Consider the following 16,275-nt stretch of genomic DNA (forward strand, 5'->3'; position numbering starts at 1 on the left):
CGTCGCAAAAACTTATCCCCCGCCGAGGTGGACATCGGCGGGGCGATCTGATACATCGGCGCCCTTAAGGCTGAGGGCCTGGCCGTTTGTCGGCCCCGCCTGTTTCAGAAATTCACATCCGACCCACAAATCGGTCCACTTAAAGAGGATGCCGCGTGCAGGTTCTCGTTCGCGATAACAACGTCGATCAAGCTCTCAAGGCGCTCAAGAAGAAGATGCAGCGCGAGGGCATTTTCCGCGAGATGAAGCTCCGCGGTCATTACGAGAAGCCGTCCGAGAAGAAGGCCCGTGAAAAGGCCGAAGCCGTTCGCCGCGCCCGCAAGCTGGCCCGCAAGAAGCTGCAGCGCGAAGGTCTGCTGCCGATGAAGCCGAAGCCGGCTTTCGGTGCCGACCGTCGTCCCGGCGCTGCCGGCGGCGCTGCGCGTGGCCCGCGCTGATCGATCGACGATCGACTTCACATCCGGATTTCAGAACGCGGGCCTCGGGCCCGCGTTTTGCGTTTGGGGGCCAGTTCTTGAGCGGTTCGTCGATCGGTTGAAGCGACGCATTTCTCAAGCACGGAAGCGTCATCCCGAGATGCGCGCGTAGCGCACCTCGAACGATGACGGCGGCAATTCTATCCCAAGCAGAACCGCTCTATCCCTGGGCCTCCTGCCGGGGCAGCATGCATAAAAATGCCCGGGCGAAGCCGGGCATGTTTCACAGCGTCTGAAGGGCGATCGTCGGATCAGCGCGGCAGCACCGCGTGGAACACCGACTTCGCGCCGAACAGGACATCATCGACCACGGACGGCTTCTGAGCGGGAGGCGTCTCCCGGGCGGTCGGAATATCCGCCGGCGGGGCGATGCGGGCGCTGTCGTAGCTCGCGTCGACGGTTGCGGGTCCGGGCGCGGCGCCGACGATGCTGGATCCGGTCGTCATCTGGTTGGCGGCAGGTCCCGCCACGTTGACGGGCGGCGGCAGCGGCTGCAACGCGCCGGTGCTGCGGGGCGGATCCTGCACCCGGAACGCCTCCGCCTTGATCGGGTCCACCGCCTTCGACGGCTCGGCGGCCTTCACGGTCTCCGGCACCTTGAGCGGTTCCGGCGCGCGGGCGGTGACTTCGGTCTTGGTCGGCTCGGACGCGCGCAGCCGCTCGACGGCGGCGCGAACCACGTCGTTCGGATCGCGCGCAGCCTCGCGGCGGTCGTCCTGGGTCTTGGCCGGCTCGGGGGCAGCGCTGGCAACGGCCGGCTTGGCGGCCGCCTTCTCGGCCAGCGCCTTGTCGGCCGCGGCCTTGTCCGCAGCGGCCTTGTCGGCCGCAGCCTTGTCGCGGTTCGTCGGATGCCGGAACGACGGCCGCTCGGCCGCCTTGGGCTTAGGCTCGGCTTTGGGCTGGTCCGCCTTGATGTAATCGGCCTTCTCGGCCTCGGGGAACGACGCGGTCATCGCCGGCGCGGCCTTCGTCGCGTCGACCTTGGGGGCGTCCGACTTCGCTTCCTGGGCGGTGGGAGCGGTGTTCGGCTTGACGATGTAGACGTTCACCACATACGCGCCGAGGACGGTGGCGACCACCGACGGCAGAATCTGCCCGATCAGTTTTTCGGTGATGTATTTCAGCATGAACGGGCCTCTTCCCCGTGCGCTTGATGCTCGATATTTGAGGCTGATTCAGGGATCAACTGCGACCTCTCGGTGACATCGGACGCCAGCGCCCGACGCCGTCCGCGCCGCCCGTCTATAGCTCTGCCCAGCGTCTTAACGCGCAGTTAAGCCTTGAGCTCGACCTCGAGAAATACGATCTCGGCTGTGGATTCATTGAGCACATCGTGCTCGACGCCCGCCTTGCGGAAGTAGGACTGGCCGGCCTTGAGGTTGGCGATCGAACGGGTGCCGTCCGGCGCCACGATGGTCATCTCGCCATCCGCCACCGGCACGATGACGTAGTCCATGCCGTGGGTGTGGTGGCCGGTAGCTGCGCCCGGAGCCAGCCGCCATTCGGTGACCCGCACCTCGTCATTGTCGATCTGGACGTCGGAGGTGGCGGCGAGTGGCATGGTGATTTCCTTTTCCGGGGGAGAGTCGCTCGCAACGAATACCATCAAATCCACCCGCGCCCCAGCACGCGGCCGCACAGCCGTCGCAACCCCGGCATGCGCCGCCGGTTCGCGACGGTATGAAGCGTCCCCTCCGGTGCGCGACGGCTCGCCAAATGATACCGGATCGGTATGATCCGCGCGTCATCCTCGCGATGAGACAACAACCAAGAAAAGGGAGCGCCATGTTTTCACACGTCATGATCGGCACCAACGACCTCGAAGCCGCCAAGTCGTTCTACGACAAGCTGCTCGGCACGCTCGGCGTGGCGCCGGCGGTGGTCGACCGGCACCGGATCTTCTACCGGACCAAGACCGGGACCTTCGCGGTGTCGAAGCCGATCAACGGCGAGCCGGCGACGTTTGCCAATGGCGGGACGATCGGCTTCACCGCCAAGTCGCAGGAAGAAGCCGACGCCTGGCACGCCACCGGCGTGGCCAACGGCGCCACCAGCTGCGAGGATCCGCCCGGCATCCGCGCGATGGGCGACATGAAGCTCTACCTCGCTTATCTGCGCGATCCCGACGGCAACAAGCTCTGCGTGATGCACCGGATGGGGTGAAAGACCTATCCGCGTCATTGCGAGGAGCGCAGCGACGAAGCAATCCAGCTCTGTGCACGCCGCTCTGGATTGCTTCGCTGCGCTCGCAATGACGGGGGTAGTTCGTCCTGAAAGCAAAACGCCCGGCCTTGCGGCCGGGCGTTTCGTTTCTCACTCAGCTTCAGCGCTTAGTTAGTGCGCCATCGCCTTGACGATGTTCTCGGTCATCTTCTTGGCGTCGCCGAGCAGCATCATGGTGTTGTCGCGATAGAACAGCGGGTTGTCGATGCCGGCATAACCCGACGCCAGCGACCGCTTGATGAACATCACGGTGCCGGCCTTCCACACCTGCAGCACCGGCATGCCGTAGATCGGCGAGGTCTTGTCCTCTTCGGCCGCCGGGTTGGTGACGTCGTTGGCGCCGATGACGAACGCGACGTCGGCCTGCGCGAACTCCGAGTTGATGTCCTCGAGTTCGAACACTTCGTCGTAGGGCACGTTGGCTTCGGCGAGCAGCACGTTCATATGGCCCGGCATACGGCCGGCAACCGGATGAATCGCGTACTTCACCTCGACGCCTTCCTTCTTCAGCGTGTCGGCCATCTCGCGCAGCGCGTGCTGGGCCTGCGCCACCGCCATGCCGTAGCCCGGCACGATGATGACCTTCGAGGCGTTCTTCATGATGAAGGCCGCATCGTCGGCCGAGCCGAGCTTGGCCGGGCGCTGTTCGCCGCCGCCACCGCCGGCCGCCGCGGTCTCACCGCCGAAGCCGCCGAGGATCACCGAGATGAACGAGCGGTTCATGCCCTTGCACATGATGTAGGACAGGATCGCACCCGAGGAGCCGACCAGCGCGCCGGTGATGATCAGCGCCGAGTTGCCGAGCGTGAAGCCGATGCCGGCCGCGGCCCACCCCGAATAGGAGTTGAGCATCGAGATCACCACCGGCATATCGGCGCCGCCGATCGGGATGATGATCAGGATGCCGAGCAGCAGCGCCACGCCGGTAATAACCCAGAACGCGACTTCGCTCTGCGTGATCACCATGTAGACGATCGCCGCGAACATCAGCACGCCGAGCGCAATGTTCACCGCATGCCGCGCCGGCAGAATGATCGGCGCGCCGCTCATGCGGCCCGACAGCTTCATGAAGGCGATCACCGAGCCGGTGAAGGTCAGCGCGCCGATGGCGACGCCGAGCGACATTTCGACCAGGCTCTGGGCGTGAATGTTGCCCGGCTCGCCGATGTCGAATGCGCCCGGGGCGTAGAACGCACCGGCGGCGACCAGCACCGCGGCCATGCCGACCAGCGAGTGGAAGGCGGCGACCAGCTCGGGCATCGAGGTCATCGGCACCTTCTTGGCGATCACGGCGCCGATGCCGCCGCCGATCGCGATGCCGGCAATCACCAGCACCCAGCCGAGCAGATCGGCCGGCGGGTGGCCGGCGAGCGTGGTGACGATGGCGATCGCCATGCCGCTCATGCCCATCAGGTTGCCCTGACGGCTGGTGGCCGGAGACGACAGACCGCGCAGCGCCAGGATGAACAGGACGCCTGCGATCAGATACAGAAATGCGGAAAGATTGGCGCTCATCGACGGCCCCTAATCACTTCTGCTTCTTCTTGTACATCGCCAGCATGCGCTGGGTGACAAGGAAGCCGCCGAAGATGTTGATACATGCGAAGATCAGCGCGACGAAGCCGAAGCCGCGCGCCCATAGCGGACCGTTGTCGCTGCCGGCCAGCGACACGCCGACGGCGAGCAGCGCGCCGACCACGATCACCGACGAGATCGCGTTGGTCACCGACATCAGCGGCGTGTGCAGCGCCGGGGTCACCGACCACACCACGAAGTAACCGACGAACACGGCGAGAACGAAAATCGACAGCCGAAACACGAACGGATCGACCGCCTGAACCATATGCTCCATCACAACTCTCCTTAGCGGTCGCGTTAAGCCGACTTCGGCTGGAAGTTCGGGTGGATCACGGCGCCATCGCGCGTCAGCGCGGTCGCCTTGACCAGCTCGTCGTCCCAATTCACCGCGAGCGCCTTCTCCTTGTTGACCATGGTCTCGAAGAAGCTGAGCAGGTTGCGGGCGTAGAGGCTCGAGGCCGACGCCGCGACGCGGCCGGCGACGTTGGTGTAGCCGACGATCTTCACGCCGTTCGTGTCGACGACCTGACCAGCCACGGCGCCCTCGACGTTGCCGCCGCGTTCGACCGCGAGGTCGACCAGCACCGAACCCGGCTTCATCGACTTCACCATCTCGGCGGTGACGAGGCGCGGCGCGGGCCGGCCGGGAATCAGCGCGGTGGTGATGACGATGTCCTGCTTCTTGATATGCTCAGCGGTGAGCGCAGCCTGCTTGGCCTGATAGTCTTTCGACATTTCCTTGGCGTAGCCGCCGGCCGTCTGGGCGTTCTTGAACTCCTCGTCCTCGACGGCGAGGAATTTGGCGCCCAAGCTCTCGACCTGCTCCTTGGTGGCCGGACGCACGTCGGTCGCGGTGACGATGGCGCCGAGACGACGCGCGGTCGCGATCGCCTGCAGGCCGGCGACGCCGACGCCCATGATGAACACCTTCGCGGCGGGCACCGTGCCGGCCGCGGTCATCATCATCGGGAAGACACGGCCGAACTGCTCGGCACCGTCGATCACGGCGCGATAGCCGGCGAGGTTGGCCTGGCTCGACAGCACGTCCATCACCTGCGCGCGGGTGATGCGCGGCATCAGCTCCATCGCGAAGGCGGCGATGCCGGCGTCGGCCATCGCCTTGAGCGCGGCGTCGTTGCCGTAGGGATCCATGATCGCCAGCACCAGCGCGCCGCGCTTGTAGGCGGACAGCTCAGCGGCTTCCGGCCGCTTCACCTTCAGCACCACATCGGCGCCGTTCAGCGCATCGGCCGCGACGGTGGCGCCGACGGCCGCGTAGTCGGCATCCGGCAGGCCCGACTTGACGCCAGCGCCGGGTTCGACCGCGACCTCGGCGCCGAGCGCTTTGAGTTTCTTCACCGTGTCCGGCGTCGCTGCGACGCGCGGTTCGGCGGGATCTTGTTCTTTGGCAACAGCAATCTTCATGAGGCCTCCGGCGGCGCGAAGCACGCGCGTGAGCGAGCGAGATCGGCACGCACCCCGCAAAAGTGGGACCGGTTTTGGACCGGGATGCGCGCTCAGTTCAGACGAGGAGCTGGCCGTGACGGCCCCCCGGACACCACGTTGCCGAGACCAACTCCGGGAGAGCGCCGCGTGTAACGGCGTACTCCGGGTGAAATCAAGTCAGGAAAATCGCCATCATCGCCACGATCACGATGACGGCGGCGGTGCCGTACTTCACCAGCTTGATAAACCCTTCATAGGTTTGCTCATGCGCGGCGTAGTCGTTACCAGCTGCGGTCGTGTAGGCGACTTCGCGATGCTCTGCCATTCGTCTCTCCGGACAATGTTCGAGAAGCGGGGATGCCATTAGCGCAATCTTATTGCGGGAGCAACGGCACTGCAGCAATTATCGGCCTAGCCACTTTGGGTTCATCCCAAAGTCTAGCAGACGCTCCTCCCACACCACAGTGTGATCGGAACGCGCGATTAGAACAAGCTCTTACGAAGCGCTTGCAACAGCTGAGTGATTATTCCGCGGTGCGGTGGGAGGGCGGTCGGGAAACAGAGCTAGGTCGGAGGCCGGCATTCCCCTGGCCTCCAGCAACTTCAGCCGCGCGATGAGCCACCGCCCTCTCCCCGTCATGCCCGGCCTGGTGCCGGGCATCCAAGCCTTGCTGCAAGTGATGCACTAAAGGCGTGGATGGCCGGGACGAGCCCGGCCATGACGAAATTTGGCGTCTCGCCTAACCGGCCGGCCAATTGTCCCTGATCCACCGCGTCAGCGACGGCTCGCTGACTTCGCCGGCGGCGAGGGAGAGGATGATTGAGGTCGCGTGGGCCGGGTCAGGCGCAAACCGGACGCCATTCTTGGCAAGAAAAACCATCATCGCCATGAAGGCGATCCGCTTGTTGCCATCGACGAAGGCGTGGTTGCGTGCGAGGCCAAACGCATAAGCGGCCGCGAGTTCGGGCAATTCGGACTGCTCGTAGCGCCATTTGTTGATCGGACGCTCCAGCGCCGAGCGCAGCATTCCTTCGTCGCGCAAGCCGGCCGCGCCGCCGAAGCGGCGCAATTGCCGCGCGTGCATCGCGATCGCCTGCTCGTAGGTGATCCAGAGCGGCTCGGATGGCTCGCTCATCGGCAGCCCCCATCATTTCGCCAGTGCGGCCAGCGTATCCTTGTATTTGTCCATCACCTCGTCGGCGATCTCCATCGTCCGCTCGAAGTCCGGATCGTAGGGCATGGCCTGAAAGCCGCCGCCGGGCAGTTCAGTGATGTGCAGCTCCTGCCCGCGCTTGAGGTCGAGCCGCTGCATCAGCTCCTTCGGCAACAACAAGCCGTCGGAGTTTCCAATCTTCTTGATCTCGATTTTCATGTGGGCCTCATGTGGTGCGCACAGTTGCGGGGTTTGGAAAACCAAGCCTGCTGAAATCGATCTGAAAATACAAAAGCGCGTGTCATACATCTGTATAACACGCGCTGCCGGTCTGTTCAACAGATGTATTACGGAGCGTAAGCCCCTACCCCATCGCCTCCAGCTCGTCGATCATGCCGGCGATCACCGACAGGCCGCCGTCCCAGAAGCTCGGGTCCTTGGCGTCGAGGCCGAACGGGGCGAGCAGCTCCGAGTAATGCTTGGTGCCGCCGGCAGAGAGCATCGCGAGGTAACGCTCGGCGAAGCCTTCCTGGGCGTGCTCGTAGACGGCATAGAGCGAGTTCACCAGGCAGTCGCCGAACGCATAGGCGTAGACGTAGAACGGCGAATGGATGAAGTGCGGGATGTACATCCAGTAGTTCTCGTACCCGGCCTTGATCTCGATCGCCGGCCCGAGGCTTTCGCCCTGCACGCTGAGCCAGATCTCGCCGATCCGCTGCGCGGTGAGTTCGCCGCTGCGGCGCTCGGTGTGGATCGCGCGCTCGAACGAATAGAACGCGATCTGCCGCACCACCGTGTTGATCATGTCCTCGACCTTACCGGCGAGCAGCGCCTGGCGTTGCTTGGCGTTCTTGGTCTCGCCCAGCAGCCGGCGGAAGGTCAGCATCTCGCCGAACACGCTGGCGGTCTCGGCCAGCGTCAGCGGCGTCGGCGCCATCAGCGCGCCGTTCTTGGCGGCGAGCACCTGGTGCACGCCGTGGCCGAGTTCGTGGGCGAGCGTCATCACGTCGCGCGGCTTGCCCTGATAGTTCATCAGCACATAAGGATGCGCCGAAGGCGTGGTCGGGTGCGAGAACGCGCCCGGCGCCTTTCCGGGACGCACCGGCGCATCGATCCAGCGATCGGTGAAGAACCGTTCGGCGATCTGCGCCATTTCAGGCGAGAACGCGTTGTAGGCGGTCAGCACCATGTTGCGCGCGTCCGGCCAGTCGATCGTGCCCGTGGCGGCGAACGGCAGCGGCGCGTTGCGGTCCCAATAGGGCAGCTTCTTCTTGCCGAACCAGCCGGCCTTCAGCTTGTAGTAGCGGTGCGACAGTTTCGGATAGGCGCCGCGCACCGAGGCGACCAGCGCATCGACGACTTCGCGCTCGACGCGATTGTTCAGATGCCGCGAGTCGGCGACATCCTCGAAGCCGCGCCAGCGATCGGAGATTTCCTTGTCCTTGGCGAGCGTATTGGTGATCAACGCGAAGGTGCGCTCGTTGGCCTTAAAGGTTTTGGCCAGCGCCTCGGCGGCGGTCTTGCGCGTCGCCGGTGCGCGATCCTGCAGCATGTTCAGCGTCGGCTCGATCGCCAGCTCTTTGCCGCCGACCTTGAAGCGCAGTGCCGAGATGGTCTGGTCGAACAGCCGGTTGAAGGCGCCATAACCGGTCTGCGACTTCTCGTGAAACAGCTGCTCGACGCGGTCCTCGAGCTGATACGGCTTGTCCTTGCGCAGATCTTCGATCCACGGCCGGTAGTGGCCGAGTTCCGGCGTCTGCATCGCCTGCTCGAGCACGGCGTCGTCGACTCGGTTGAGTTCGAGCGTGAAGAACAGCAGATGCACCGAGGCGGCGGTCAGCCGCTCCGACACGTCGCCGTAGAACTTCGACTTCACCGGATCGACGCTGTCGCCGGCATGCACCAGCCCGGCGTAGGAGCCGAGTCGCCCGGCCAGATCCTCGATCGCCTCGTAGCGCTTCACCGCACCGGCGAGCCACGCGCCGCCGCCGTCCTTGGCGGTCTCCTCGGCGAGCTTGCCCTTGTAGTCGGCTTCGAACGAGGCGCAGTCGGCGTCGAGTTTGTCGAGGTCAGCGGCGATTTCCGGCGCATCGATCGCCGGATAAAGGTCGGCCAGATTCCACTCCGGCAGCTTCGCCGCCTTCGGCACTGCTGGCGCCCTCGCAGGCTTGGCGGCCACTTTGCCGGCCGGAAGCTTACGGACAGCCGCCTTGCCAACGGTCTTCGCGGCCCCCTTGAGCGCCTTCCTGGTCGCGCCCGGCTTGGCGGCGCTCTTGCCCGCGCTCTTGGCCGCTGGCTTGGCTGCTGTTTTGGCGGAGGATTTTGCGGCAGGCTTGGCGACGCGGCGGGTGGCTGATTTCGACATGGAAACTTTCGTCAACGGCTTCAATGGCTTTGCAAAACGCTACTCGCGAAGACGTGGGCTCCGCAAGCGGCTCTTTCAAGGCGGGTTCCCGCGAGCCGGCGACCCAGCCGACCGCCCCGCGCCCTGCGACAAGGCGGCGCGCCCTGCGTCGCTTGTACGCAGGGCGGCCGACCACTAGGACTCAGCGCATCCATTCGTCCAAGGACCGGGCCCCTCTGGCAGTTCGCCTGAACTGTGATGTCGGACTGGACGTTCACAGAGAGGCCCCGATGAACGAACTGCTCGCCGTCTTTACGCCTGAAGGTCTCGCCGCGCTCGCCCAGGTCATCATGATCGACCTGGTGCTCGCCGGCGACAACGCCGTGGTCATCGGCCTCGCCGCCGCCGGATTGCCGAAGGAGCAGCGCGGCAAGGCGATCCTGATCGGCATCATCGCCGCGACCGTGCTGCGTATTGCTTTCGCCAGCATCACCGTGCAGCTGCTGCAGATCCTCGGCCTGCTGCTTGCCGGCGGCGTGCTGCTGCTGTGGGTATGCTGGAAGATGTGGCGCGAGCTGCGCACCGAGCATCCGAGCGACGAAGACATCGAGGCCGGCACCGCGGCGGCGCCGACCAAGACCTTGGGCCAGGCGGTGTGGCAGATCACGCTGGCCGACGTGTCGATGTCGCTCGACAACGTGCTCGCCGTCGCCGGTGCCGCGCGCGAACATCCGATCATCCTGGTGTTCGGTCTCGGCCTGTCGATCGCCCTGATGGGCCTCGCCGCCAGCTTCATCGCCCGGCTGCTGCACAAGCACCGCTGGATCGCCTATGTGGGCCTCGCCATCATCCTGTATGTGGCGGGCGACATGATCTATCGCGGCGCCCTCGAAGTCTGGCCGCATGCCTTCTCGGCATTTTTGAAACTTTCATGAAGCATTAACGCTTTCGCCCCCATGGTGCACCAAATCGGGACAGTGCGGGTGGTGTGAGCGTCAATGGTTGAGCGTGTTCTGGTTGCGGACGACGATCCGGTGCAGCGCCGGCTCGTCGAGAACATGGTGCAGAAGTGCGGCTATGAAGCCGTGCTGGTCGACAGCGGCGATGCCGCAATCGCCCTGCTGACTGCCCCGGATGCGGCCGCGATCGACGCCGTGGTGCTCGACCTGGTGATGCCCGGCCTCGACGGCCTCGGCGTGCTCGGCAAGATCCGCGAACTCGGCCTCAACGTGCCGGTGATCGTGCAGACCGCGCATGGCGGCATCGACAATGTGGTGTCGGCGATGCGCGCCGGCGCCCACGATTTCGTGGTCAAGCCGGTCGGCATCGAGCGGCTGCAGGTGTCGTTGCGCAACGCGCTGAACGCCAGCGCGCTGAAGGGCGAACTGCAGCGCATCCGGCACAGCCGCGACGGCGTACTGACGTTCAAGGACATCATCACCCGCAGCGACGCGATGGCCACGGTGCTGCGCGCCGCCGAGAAGGCCGCGGGCTCGTCGATCCCGGTGCTGATCGAGGGCGAATCCGGCGTCGGCAAGGAGATGTTCGCCCGCGCCATTCACGGCTCGAGTGACCGCCGCGCCAAGCCGTTCGTCGCCGTCAATTGCGGCGCGATCCCCGACAACCTCGTCGAGTCGATCCTGTTCGGCCACGAGAAAGGCGCCTTCACCGGCGCCACTGACCGCCACATCGGCAAGTTCGTCGAAGCCTCCGGCGGCACGCTGTTCCTCGACGAAGTCAGCGAGCTGCCGCTGGCCGCGCAGGTCAAGCTGCTGCGCGCCCTGCAGGAAGGCGCGGTCGAGGCGGTCGGCGGGCGCAAGCCGCAGAAGGTCGACGTCCGCATCATCTCGGCGACCAATCGCCGGTTGCTCGACCGGGTCAAGGCCGGGCAATTCCGCGAGGACCTGTTCTATCGGCTGCACGTGCTGCCGTTGACGGTGCCGCCACTGCGCACGCGACGCGAGGACATCGCGCCGCTGCTGCGGCACTTCCTGGTGCGGTTTTGCGCCGAGGAGAACCGCGGCATCGGCGGCATCAGCGGTGAGGCGATGGCCCGCCTCGCCCAGCTCGATTGGCCCGGCAACATTCGCCAGCTCGAGAACGCGGTGTACCGCGCGGTGGTGATGAGTGAGGGCGATCAGCTCGGCCTCGATGATTTCCCGCTCGCAAGCGCGCCCTCCACGGTGCCGACCGGCGAAGCCGATGGCGAACCGTTGATCCTGGAGCCACCGACCGCCGCGCAGTTCGTCGCCGCCAGCGAGGTGCCGATCGCGCCGGTCTCGACCCACGGCCTGCTGCCGATGCTCGGCGGCGGCGACGTCCGGCCGCTCGACGAGCTCGAAAGCGAGATCATCCGCTTCGCGATTTCGCACTATCGCGGCCAGATGTCCGAAGTCGCACGCCGTCTGAAAATCGGCCGCTCGACGCTGTACCGCAAGCTCGACGAGATGGAAGCCGTTCGCGCGGCGCAGGCGTCTGCGGCGGCAGACACGCCCTGAGAGAATGTGGCGCGGCGGAGGCAAAGTTTCCTGCCGGAACATTTTGAACCGTTGCGGCGTAGTGACAGACAAAGCGGACGACCCGTGGCACAACCGCGTGCGGAGCGGCTGAAGCCCTGTACGCCAGGGTGTACGCGGTCAGTTTGTCGTGAATCTACCTGACCGGCGCTGGCTGCTCTGAACGAGCGCGTGTAACGTCCGCGCCACATTCATGTCGAACCGCCGCAGCGCGGGTCGATTCGACCATACTGCCTGCGGGCAGCTTCTCCCAAGGGGTGCACGAATGCGAGATCACTCGACTGGCCGCCGCGGATTCGAAGGCGTGCTGATGGCCGTTGCGGCGACCTTCCTGACCGTCTCGGCAACCTCCGCGATCGCGCAGACCAGTCCGAAATCCGCTTCCGACCTCGCCATCGACGCCGCCGTCCCGGTGCCGCAGCCTGCCGACGTTCCGCCGCCGTCGATCGGTGATTTCAAGCCCGAGACCGTCGCGGCGCCCGCCACCCCGTCGACCGAGACCAAGCCGGACGCCACCACCGCGGCCAAGACCGCCGCTCCGGCCGAGACCAAGACCGACAGCGCGGCCGCGCCGGCCGCTGCGGCCGCCCCCGCCCCCACCGCCGCAGCACCGGAAGCCGCACCCGCAACCCCGGCACCCGCTGCGACCGCAGCGGCTCCTGCCGCCGAGCCCGCCAAGGAGCCAGCGCCGCAGCAGGCGGCCAAGGACAAGCCGGCCGAACCCGTGAAGGCCGCCAGCAGCGTTCCGAGCGCCGACCAGGGCGTCGCCGAGAAGCTGCGCGAAACCATCGCCACCAAGGCGGCGAAGTATTTCGACCGCAAGGCCGAGCGCGCCGCGGTCGAGAAGTTCTACGAAGCGCGCGACTATGCGCCGGTCTGGACCCAGGCGGGCACGCTGACCGCCGCCGGCAAGGGCGTGATCGCGCGGCTGAAGGACGCCGCGTCGGACGGCCTCGATCCGACCGATTATCCGGTGCCTGATTTCGCCGCCGCGACGACCCCCGATGCGCTCGCCGAAGCCGAGCTGCGGCTGACCGAAAGCATGATGGACTACGCGCGCCAGGCGCAGAGCGGCCGCATGCATTGGTCGCAGGTGTCTGCCGACATCCAGTATCCGGAGCACCCGATCGATCCGGCGGAAGTGCTCACCAACGTCACCACCGCGAAGGACGCCTCCGCCGCGCTCGACAGCTACAACCCGCCGCACAAGCTGTATCAGCAACTGAAGAAGAAGCTCGCCGAGCTGCGCGGCGAAGGCGACAAGCCCGCTGCCACGATCGCCGAGGGCGAGACGTTGAAATACGTGCCGGCCCGCAAGAAGCAGGCCGCAGTGACGATGGACGATCCGCGCGTGCCGCAGCTGCGCGCCAAGCTCGGCGTCACCGAGAATGCCGACAGCACCACCTACGATGCCGACGTCGCCAACGCGGTGCGCAAATTCCAGCGCAGCGCCGATCTGAAGCCGACCGGCGTACTCGACGACCGCACCGTGAAGGCGATCAACACGCCGAAGCGCGACCGCACCATCGACACCATCCTGGTCAACATGGAGCGCTGGCGCTGGCTGCCGCGCCAGCTCGGCGCGCCCTCGGTCGGCAACGCCTACGTCATCCTCAACATCCCGGACTACACGCTGAAGCTGATGCACAACGGCGCGCAGGTGTGGACCACCCGCGTCGTCGTCGGCAAGCCCGGCAAGCACGCCACGCCGCTGCTGACCGAGACGATGAAGTACATCACCGTCAACCCGACCTGGAACGTGCCGCCCTCGATCATCAACAACGAGTACCTGCCGGCGCTGCAGCAGGACCCGACCGTCCTCGACCGCATGGGCCTGAAGCTCGAGCGGAATCGCGACGGCACGGTGCACATCTCGCAGCCGCCGGGCGAGGCCAACGCGCTCGGCCGCATCCGCTTCAACTTCCCGAACAAGTTCCTGGTGTATCAGCACGACACGCCGGACAAGAACCTGTTCGGCCGCGACGAGCGTGCTTTCAGCCACGGCTGCATGCGGGTGCAGAACCCGGATCAGTACGCTGCGGCGCTGCTCAACATCACCATGCCGGAGAAGGACTACACCCCGGCCAAGATCCGCTCGATGTACGGCCGCACCGAAGTCGACCTGAAATTCCCGACGCCGATCCCGGTCAACATCACCTACCAAACCGCTTTCGTCGATGAAGACGGCAAGCTGCAGTTGCGCAAGGACATCTATGGCCGCGACTCGGCCATGCTGGCCCTGCTGAAGAACGACAAGGGCAAGAACCTGGAAGCCGTGGTCGCGCATGCGCAGCCGAGCTACGCCCGGCCGAAGATGCCGCCCGGCGTGAACGTCGCCGGCGACTACACCGGCTCGACCCAGTCTTCGGGCTTCAATTTTTTCGAGCGTCTGTTCGGCGGTCCGCCCTCGCCCCCGCCGCAGGAGTATCGCCGTCAGCAGCGCTTCACCCGCTGACGGGCGGTTCCGCCGTTAAGACGAAAAGCTGATATGGAACAAGGGCTCATCCTCGGATGGGCCCTTTCTATTAACCATTGTCCATCAGGATGCTGGCAGCGGGCTCGATTTCGCCATAGTCCGCAGCTTATGGTTGACGATCGACTTGGGGAAACGGGCGTCGTTTTCGGTTCGATAAGACTCCGTTGACGGTGCATAGACTCTGTCGTGCCGATTTGGGGTTGCGGACAGGGTTTCCGTTCGATCGTCCTTCTGGTGGGGCTCTCTCGTGCTGGCTGGACTACTGCGCCGTCTGAAATCGTTGTCGCTGCCCAAAATCGGCACCGGCGCTGCTTTGACTTCCGCGTTGCTGTTCGCGGGGGCGGGCTCTGTTCAGGACGCGTCGGCAGTCGGCGACACCCGCACCCTGTCCTTCCACCACACCCATTCCGGCGAAGACCTCACCGTCACCTTCAAGCGCAACGGCCGCTATGACGAAGAGTCGCTGAAGAAGCTCAACTATTTCCTGCGGGACTGGCGCAGCCAGGACCAGATCACGATGGACCGGACGCTGTTCGACATCATCTGGGAAGTCTACCGCGACGTCGACGGCAAGCAGCCGATCCAGATCATCTCCGCCTATCGCTCGCCCGGCACCAATGCCATGCTGCGCCGCCGTTCATCCGGTGTGGCGCGGCACAGCCAGCACACCATGGGCCACGCGATGGACTTCTTCATCCCGGGCGTCGCACTGGAGAAGATCCGGTTCGCCGGCCTGCGCCTGCAGCGTGGCGGCGTCGGCTTCTACCCGACCTCCGGCTCCCCCTTCGTCCATCTCGACACCGGCCGGATCCGCCATTGGCCGCGCATGACGCCCGATCAGCTCGCACGGGTGTTCCCGGATGGCCGCACCGTGCACGTGCCGACCGACGGCAGGCCGCTGCGCGGCTACGAGCTGGCGATGGCCGACATTCAGCGCCGCGGCAGCGGCAGCGATGCCGGCTCGTCGAAGCCGAACTTCCTGACGGCGCTGTTCGGCGGCAAGTCGGCTGACGACGAAGACGAGAGCGGCGCCACGGCGACGACCGTCGCGACGGCCGCCAAGCCGCCCGACATCAAGGTCGCCGAGGTTCAGGCGGCCGAAGACAAGCTCGCGGTCAGCGGCCCGGTACCGATGCCCCGCGCCAAGCCGGCCGCTGCGGCGCAGGTTGCCCCGGTCCAGGTCGCCTCCGCCGACGAGGCCGTGCCGTTGCCGGTCGCCAAGCCCGCGCCCAAGCAAGTCGCCAAAGCCGATCCGTCGAAGCCGCAGACCCCCGCCGATATCATCAACGCCCGCGGCTTCTGGGACGACATCCCGGTGGCGCCGAAGCAGGCCAGCCCGGCGCAGGTCGCGGCGATCAGCGCCCGCCAGGCGCTCGAAGCCGCCGACCCGCAATCGCCGATGAACGCCATGGCGTTCGCCTCCAGCAGCGCCGAAAAGCCCGCCAAGCCGCAGGCTCAGCCGCATCCGCATGTCGTGACTGCCAGCGCGCCGATCCCGAGCGGCATCCGCTCCGCCTCGCTGGCCCGCCATCCGGTGGTGTCGACCAAGATCGACACTGTCGTCGGCAAAACCGTCCAGGCCAAGGGTGGCCTCGTCGCCAACTCGGCGCGTATCACCGCAGCCGGCAGCCGCGACAGCGACGTCTGGATGCGCGCGATGATCCTGATGCCGAGCGCCGTCACCACCGCCGCCACCGCGATCGGCGACGCCGACATGACCCTGCTGAGCAAGCACTTCGCCAAGCCGGACGTCGCCGTCACCATGACGTTCTGCGACGATCCGCATCCGGGCCTGTTCGCCGACGCGTTCAGCGGCCCCGCGGTCAGCACGGTGTCGACCACCAGCTTCACCACTGCGGCACTGCGCTGAGCGCAGTTGCCACGCGCGTAACAGCGCGCAACTGAAGCGATTCATCGACTGATTGACGCGCGATCGCCCTGTCCACTCGCACTGAGTCCTCATCCTGAGGAGCTAGGCGAAGCCGGGCGTCTCGAAGGATGGGGCAACGCGCGACTCGCGGCCCATGGTTCGAGACGGCGCTACGCGCCTCCTCACCATGAG

Annotated in this window: 15 protein-coding genes; 6 read left to right on the forward strand and 9 right to left on the reverse strand. The window is 65.9% G+C overall.

Annotated elements, in window-relative coordinates:
- Positions 1 to 155: 155 nt before the first annotated feature.
- On the forward strand, positions 156 to 437 hold the full coding sequence (gene rpsU, locus IP86_RS21580; protein WP_054164488.1) for a 30S ribosomal protein S21: 282 nt from the start codon (positions 156 to 158) through the stop codon (positions 435 to 437).
- Between the two features lie 290 nt (positions 438 to 727).
- Here rpsU and IP86_RS21585 read toward each other — a convergent pair whose 3' ends face one another.
- Both IP86_RS21585 and IP86_RS21590 read right to left on the reverse strand, forming a co-directional pair.
- Positions 728 to 1,603: a hypothetical protein gene (locus IP86_RS21585; protein ID WP_054164489.1), complete on the reverse strand. Its 876-nt coding sequence runs from the start codon at positions 1,601 to 1,603 to the stop codon at positions 728 to 730.
- A 146-nt stretch (positions 1,604 to 1,749) separates the two neighbouring features.
- The gene (locus IP86_RS21590; protein WP_054164490.1) at positions 1,750 to 2,037 is read right to left on the reverse strand and encodes a cupin domain-containing protein; all 288 of its coding nucleotides are present in this window, start codon (positions 2,035 to 2,037) and stop codon (positions 1,750 to 1,752) included.
- A 224-nt stretch (positions 2,038 to 2,261) separates the two neighbouring features.
- Between IP86_RS21590 and IP86_RS21595 the strand changes: the two genes are divergently transcribed.
- Entirely contained in the window at positions 2,262 to 2,639 is a 378-nt protein-coding gene (locus tag IP86_RS21595; RefSeq protein ID WP_054164491.1) for a VOC family protein, read from the forward strand.
- Positions 2,640 to 2,810: 171 nt separating this feature from the next.
- Here the strand turns inward: IP86_RS21595 and IP86_RS21600 are convergent, their stop codons facing one another.
- The 7 genes from IP86_RS21600 to IP86_RS21630 form a co-directional block, all read right to left on the reverse strand.
- Positions 2,811 to 4,214: an NAD(P)(+) transhydrogenase (Re/Si-specific) subunit beta gene (locus tag IP86_RS21600; protein ID WP_054164492.1), complete on the reverse strand. Its 1,404-nt coding sequence runs from the start codon at positions 4,212 to 4,214 to the stop codon at positions 2,811 to 2,813.
- A gap of 13 nt (positions 4,215 to 4,227) precedes the next feature.
- Complete coding sequence (locus IP86_RS21605; protein ID WP_054164493.1) at positions 4,228 to 4,551, reverse strand: proton-translocating transhydrogenase family protein; 324 nt, start codon at positions 4,549 to 4,551, stop codon at positions 4,228 to 4,230.
- A gap of 23 nt (positions 4,552 to 4,574) precedes the next feature.
- Entirely contained in the window at positions 4,575 to 5,702 is a 1,128-nt protein-coding gene (locus tag IP86_RS21610; RefSeq protein WP_054164494.1) for a Re/Si-specific NAD(P)(+) transhydrogenase subunit alpha, read from the reverse strand.
- Between the two features lie 193 nt (positions 5,703 to 5,895).
- Complete coding sequence (locus tag IP86_RS21615) at positions 5,896 to 6,048, reverse strand: aa3-type cytochrome c oxidase subunit IV (RefSeq protein ID WP_054164495.1); 153 nt, start codon at positions 6,046 to 6,048, stop codon at positions 5,896 to 5,898.
- Positions 6,049 to 6,463: 415 nt separating this feature from the next.
- A complete protein-coding gene (locus tag IP86_RS21620) occupies positions 6,464 to 6,859 on the reverse strand; it encodes a type II toxin-antitoxin system death-on-curing family toxin (RefSeq protein ID WP_082364175.1) in 396 nt (131 codons plus the stop codon).
- A gap of 12 nt (positions 6,860 to 6,871) precedes the next feature.
- Positions 6,872 to 7,096: an AbrB/MazE/SpoVT family DNA-binding domain-containing protein gene (locus IP86_RS21625; protein ID WP_054164496.1), complete on the reverse strand. Its 225-nt coding sequence runs from the start codon at positions 7,094 to 7,096 to the stop codon at positions 6,872 to 6,874.
- 145 nt (positions 7,097 to 7,241) lie between these two features.
- A complete protein-coding gene (locus IP86_RS21630) occupies positions 7,242 to 9,242 on the reverse strand; it encodes a M3 family oligoendopeptidase (protein WP_054164497.1) in 2,001 nt (666 codons plus the stop codon).
- A 269-nt stretch (positions 9,243 to 9,511) separates the two neighbouring features.
- On the opposite strand from IP86_RS21630, the gene IP86_RS21635 reads away from it, so the two are divergent.
- The 4 genes from IP86_RS21635 to IP86_RS21650 all read left to right on the forward strand — a co-directional run bounded on the left by IP86_RS21635 (position 9,512) and on the right by IP86_RS21650 (position 16,083).
- Complete coding sequence (locus IP86_RS21635; protein ID WP_054164498.1) at positions 9,512 to 10,156, forward strand: TerC family protein; 645 nt, start codon at positions 9,512 to 9,514, stop codon at positions 10,154 to 10,156.
- 63 nt (positions 10,157 to 10,219) lie between these two features.
- A complete protein-coding gene (locus IP86_RS21640) occupies positions 10,220 to 11,719 on the forward strand; it encodes a sigma-54-dependent transcriptional regulator (RefSeq protein WP_054164499.1) in 1,500 nt (499 codons plus the stop codon).
- Between the two features lie 283 nt (positions 11,720 to 12,002).
- Positions 12,003 to 14,192: a L,D-transpeptidase family protein gene (locus IP86_RS21645; RefSeq protein ID WP_054164500.1), complete on the forward strand. Its 2,190-nt coding sequence runs from the start codon at positions 12,003 to 12,005 to the stop codon at positions 14,190 to 14,192.
- Positions 14,193 to 14,460: 268 nt separating this feature from the next.
- Complete coding sequence (locus IP86_RS21650) at positions 14,461 to 16,083, forward strand: peptidoglycan L,D-endopeptidase MepK (RefSeq protein ID WP_054164501.1); 1,623 nt, start codon at positions 14,461 to 14,463, stop codon at positions 16,081 to 16,083.
- The last annotated feature ends 192 nt before the right edge of the window (positions 16,084 to 16,275 follow it).

It is taken from the genome of Rhodopseudomonas sp. AAP120 (genome assembly GCF_001295845.1).
In the GTDB taxonomy this organism is placed as follows: domain Bacteria; phylum Pseudomonadota; class Alphaproteobacteria; order Rhizobiales; family Xanthobacteraceae; genus Rhodopseudomonas.

Bases quoted from the DNA above. Each gene is read 5' to 3' on its own strand.
- IP86_RS21585 (WP_054164489.1), bottom strand. From the start codon at position 1,603: ATGCTGAAATACATCACCGAAAAACTGATCGGGCAGATTCTGCCGTCG.
- IP86_RS21590 (WP_054164490.1), bottom strand. From the start codon at position 2,037: ATGCCACTCGCCGCCACCTCCGACGTCCAGATCGACAATGACGAGGTG.
- IP86_RS21595 (WP_054164491.1), top strand. From the start codon at position 2,262: ATGTTTTCACACGTCATGATCGGCACCAACGACCTCGAAGCCGCCAAG.
- IP86_RS21600 (WP_054164492.1), bottom strand. From the start codon at position 4,214: ATGAGCGCCAATCTTTCCGCATTTCTGTATCTGATCGCAGGCGTCCTG.
- IP86_RS21605 (WP_054164493.1), bottom strand. From the start codon at position 4,551: ATGGAGCATATGGTTCAGGCGGTCGATCCGTTCGTGTTTCGGCTGTCG.
- IP86_RS21610 (WP_054164494.1), bottom strand. From the start codon at position 5,702: ATGAAGATTGCTGTTGCCAAAGAACAAGATCCCGCCGAACCGCGCGTC.
- IP86_RS21615 (WP_054164495.1), bottom strand. From the start codon at position 6,048: ATGGCAGAGCATCGCGAAGTCGCCTACACGACCGCAGCTGGTAACGAC.
- IP86_RS21620 (WP_082364175.1), bottom strand. From the start codon at position 6,859: ATGAGCGAGCCATCCGAGCCGCTCTGGATCACCTACGAGCAGGCGATC.
- IP86_RS21625 (WP_054164496.1), bottom strand. From the start codon at position 7,096: ATGAAAATCGAGATCAAGAAGATTGGAAACTCCGACGGCTTGTTGTTG.
- IP86_RS21630 (WP_054164497.1), bottom strand. From the start codon at position 9,242: ATGTCGAAATCAGCCACCCGCCGCGTCGCCAAGCCTGCCGCAAAATCC.
- IP86_RS21635 (WP_054164498.1), top strand. From the start codon at position 9,512: ATGAACGAACTGCTCGCCGTCTTTACGCCTGAAGGTCTCGCCGCGCTC.
- IP86_RS21640 (WP_054164499.1), top strand. From the start codon at position 10,220: ATGGTTGAGCGTGTTCTGGTTGCGGACGACGATCCGGTGCAGCGCCGG.
- IP86_RS21645 (WP_054164500.1), top strand. From the start codon at position 12,003: ATGCGAGATCACTCGACTGGCCGCCGCGGATTCGAAGGCGTGCTGATG.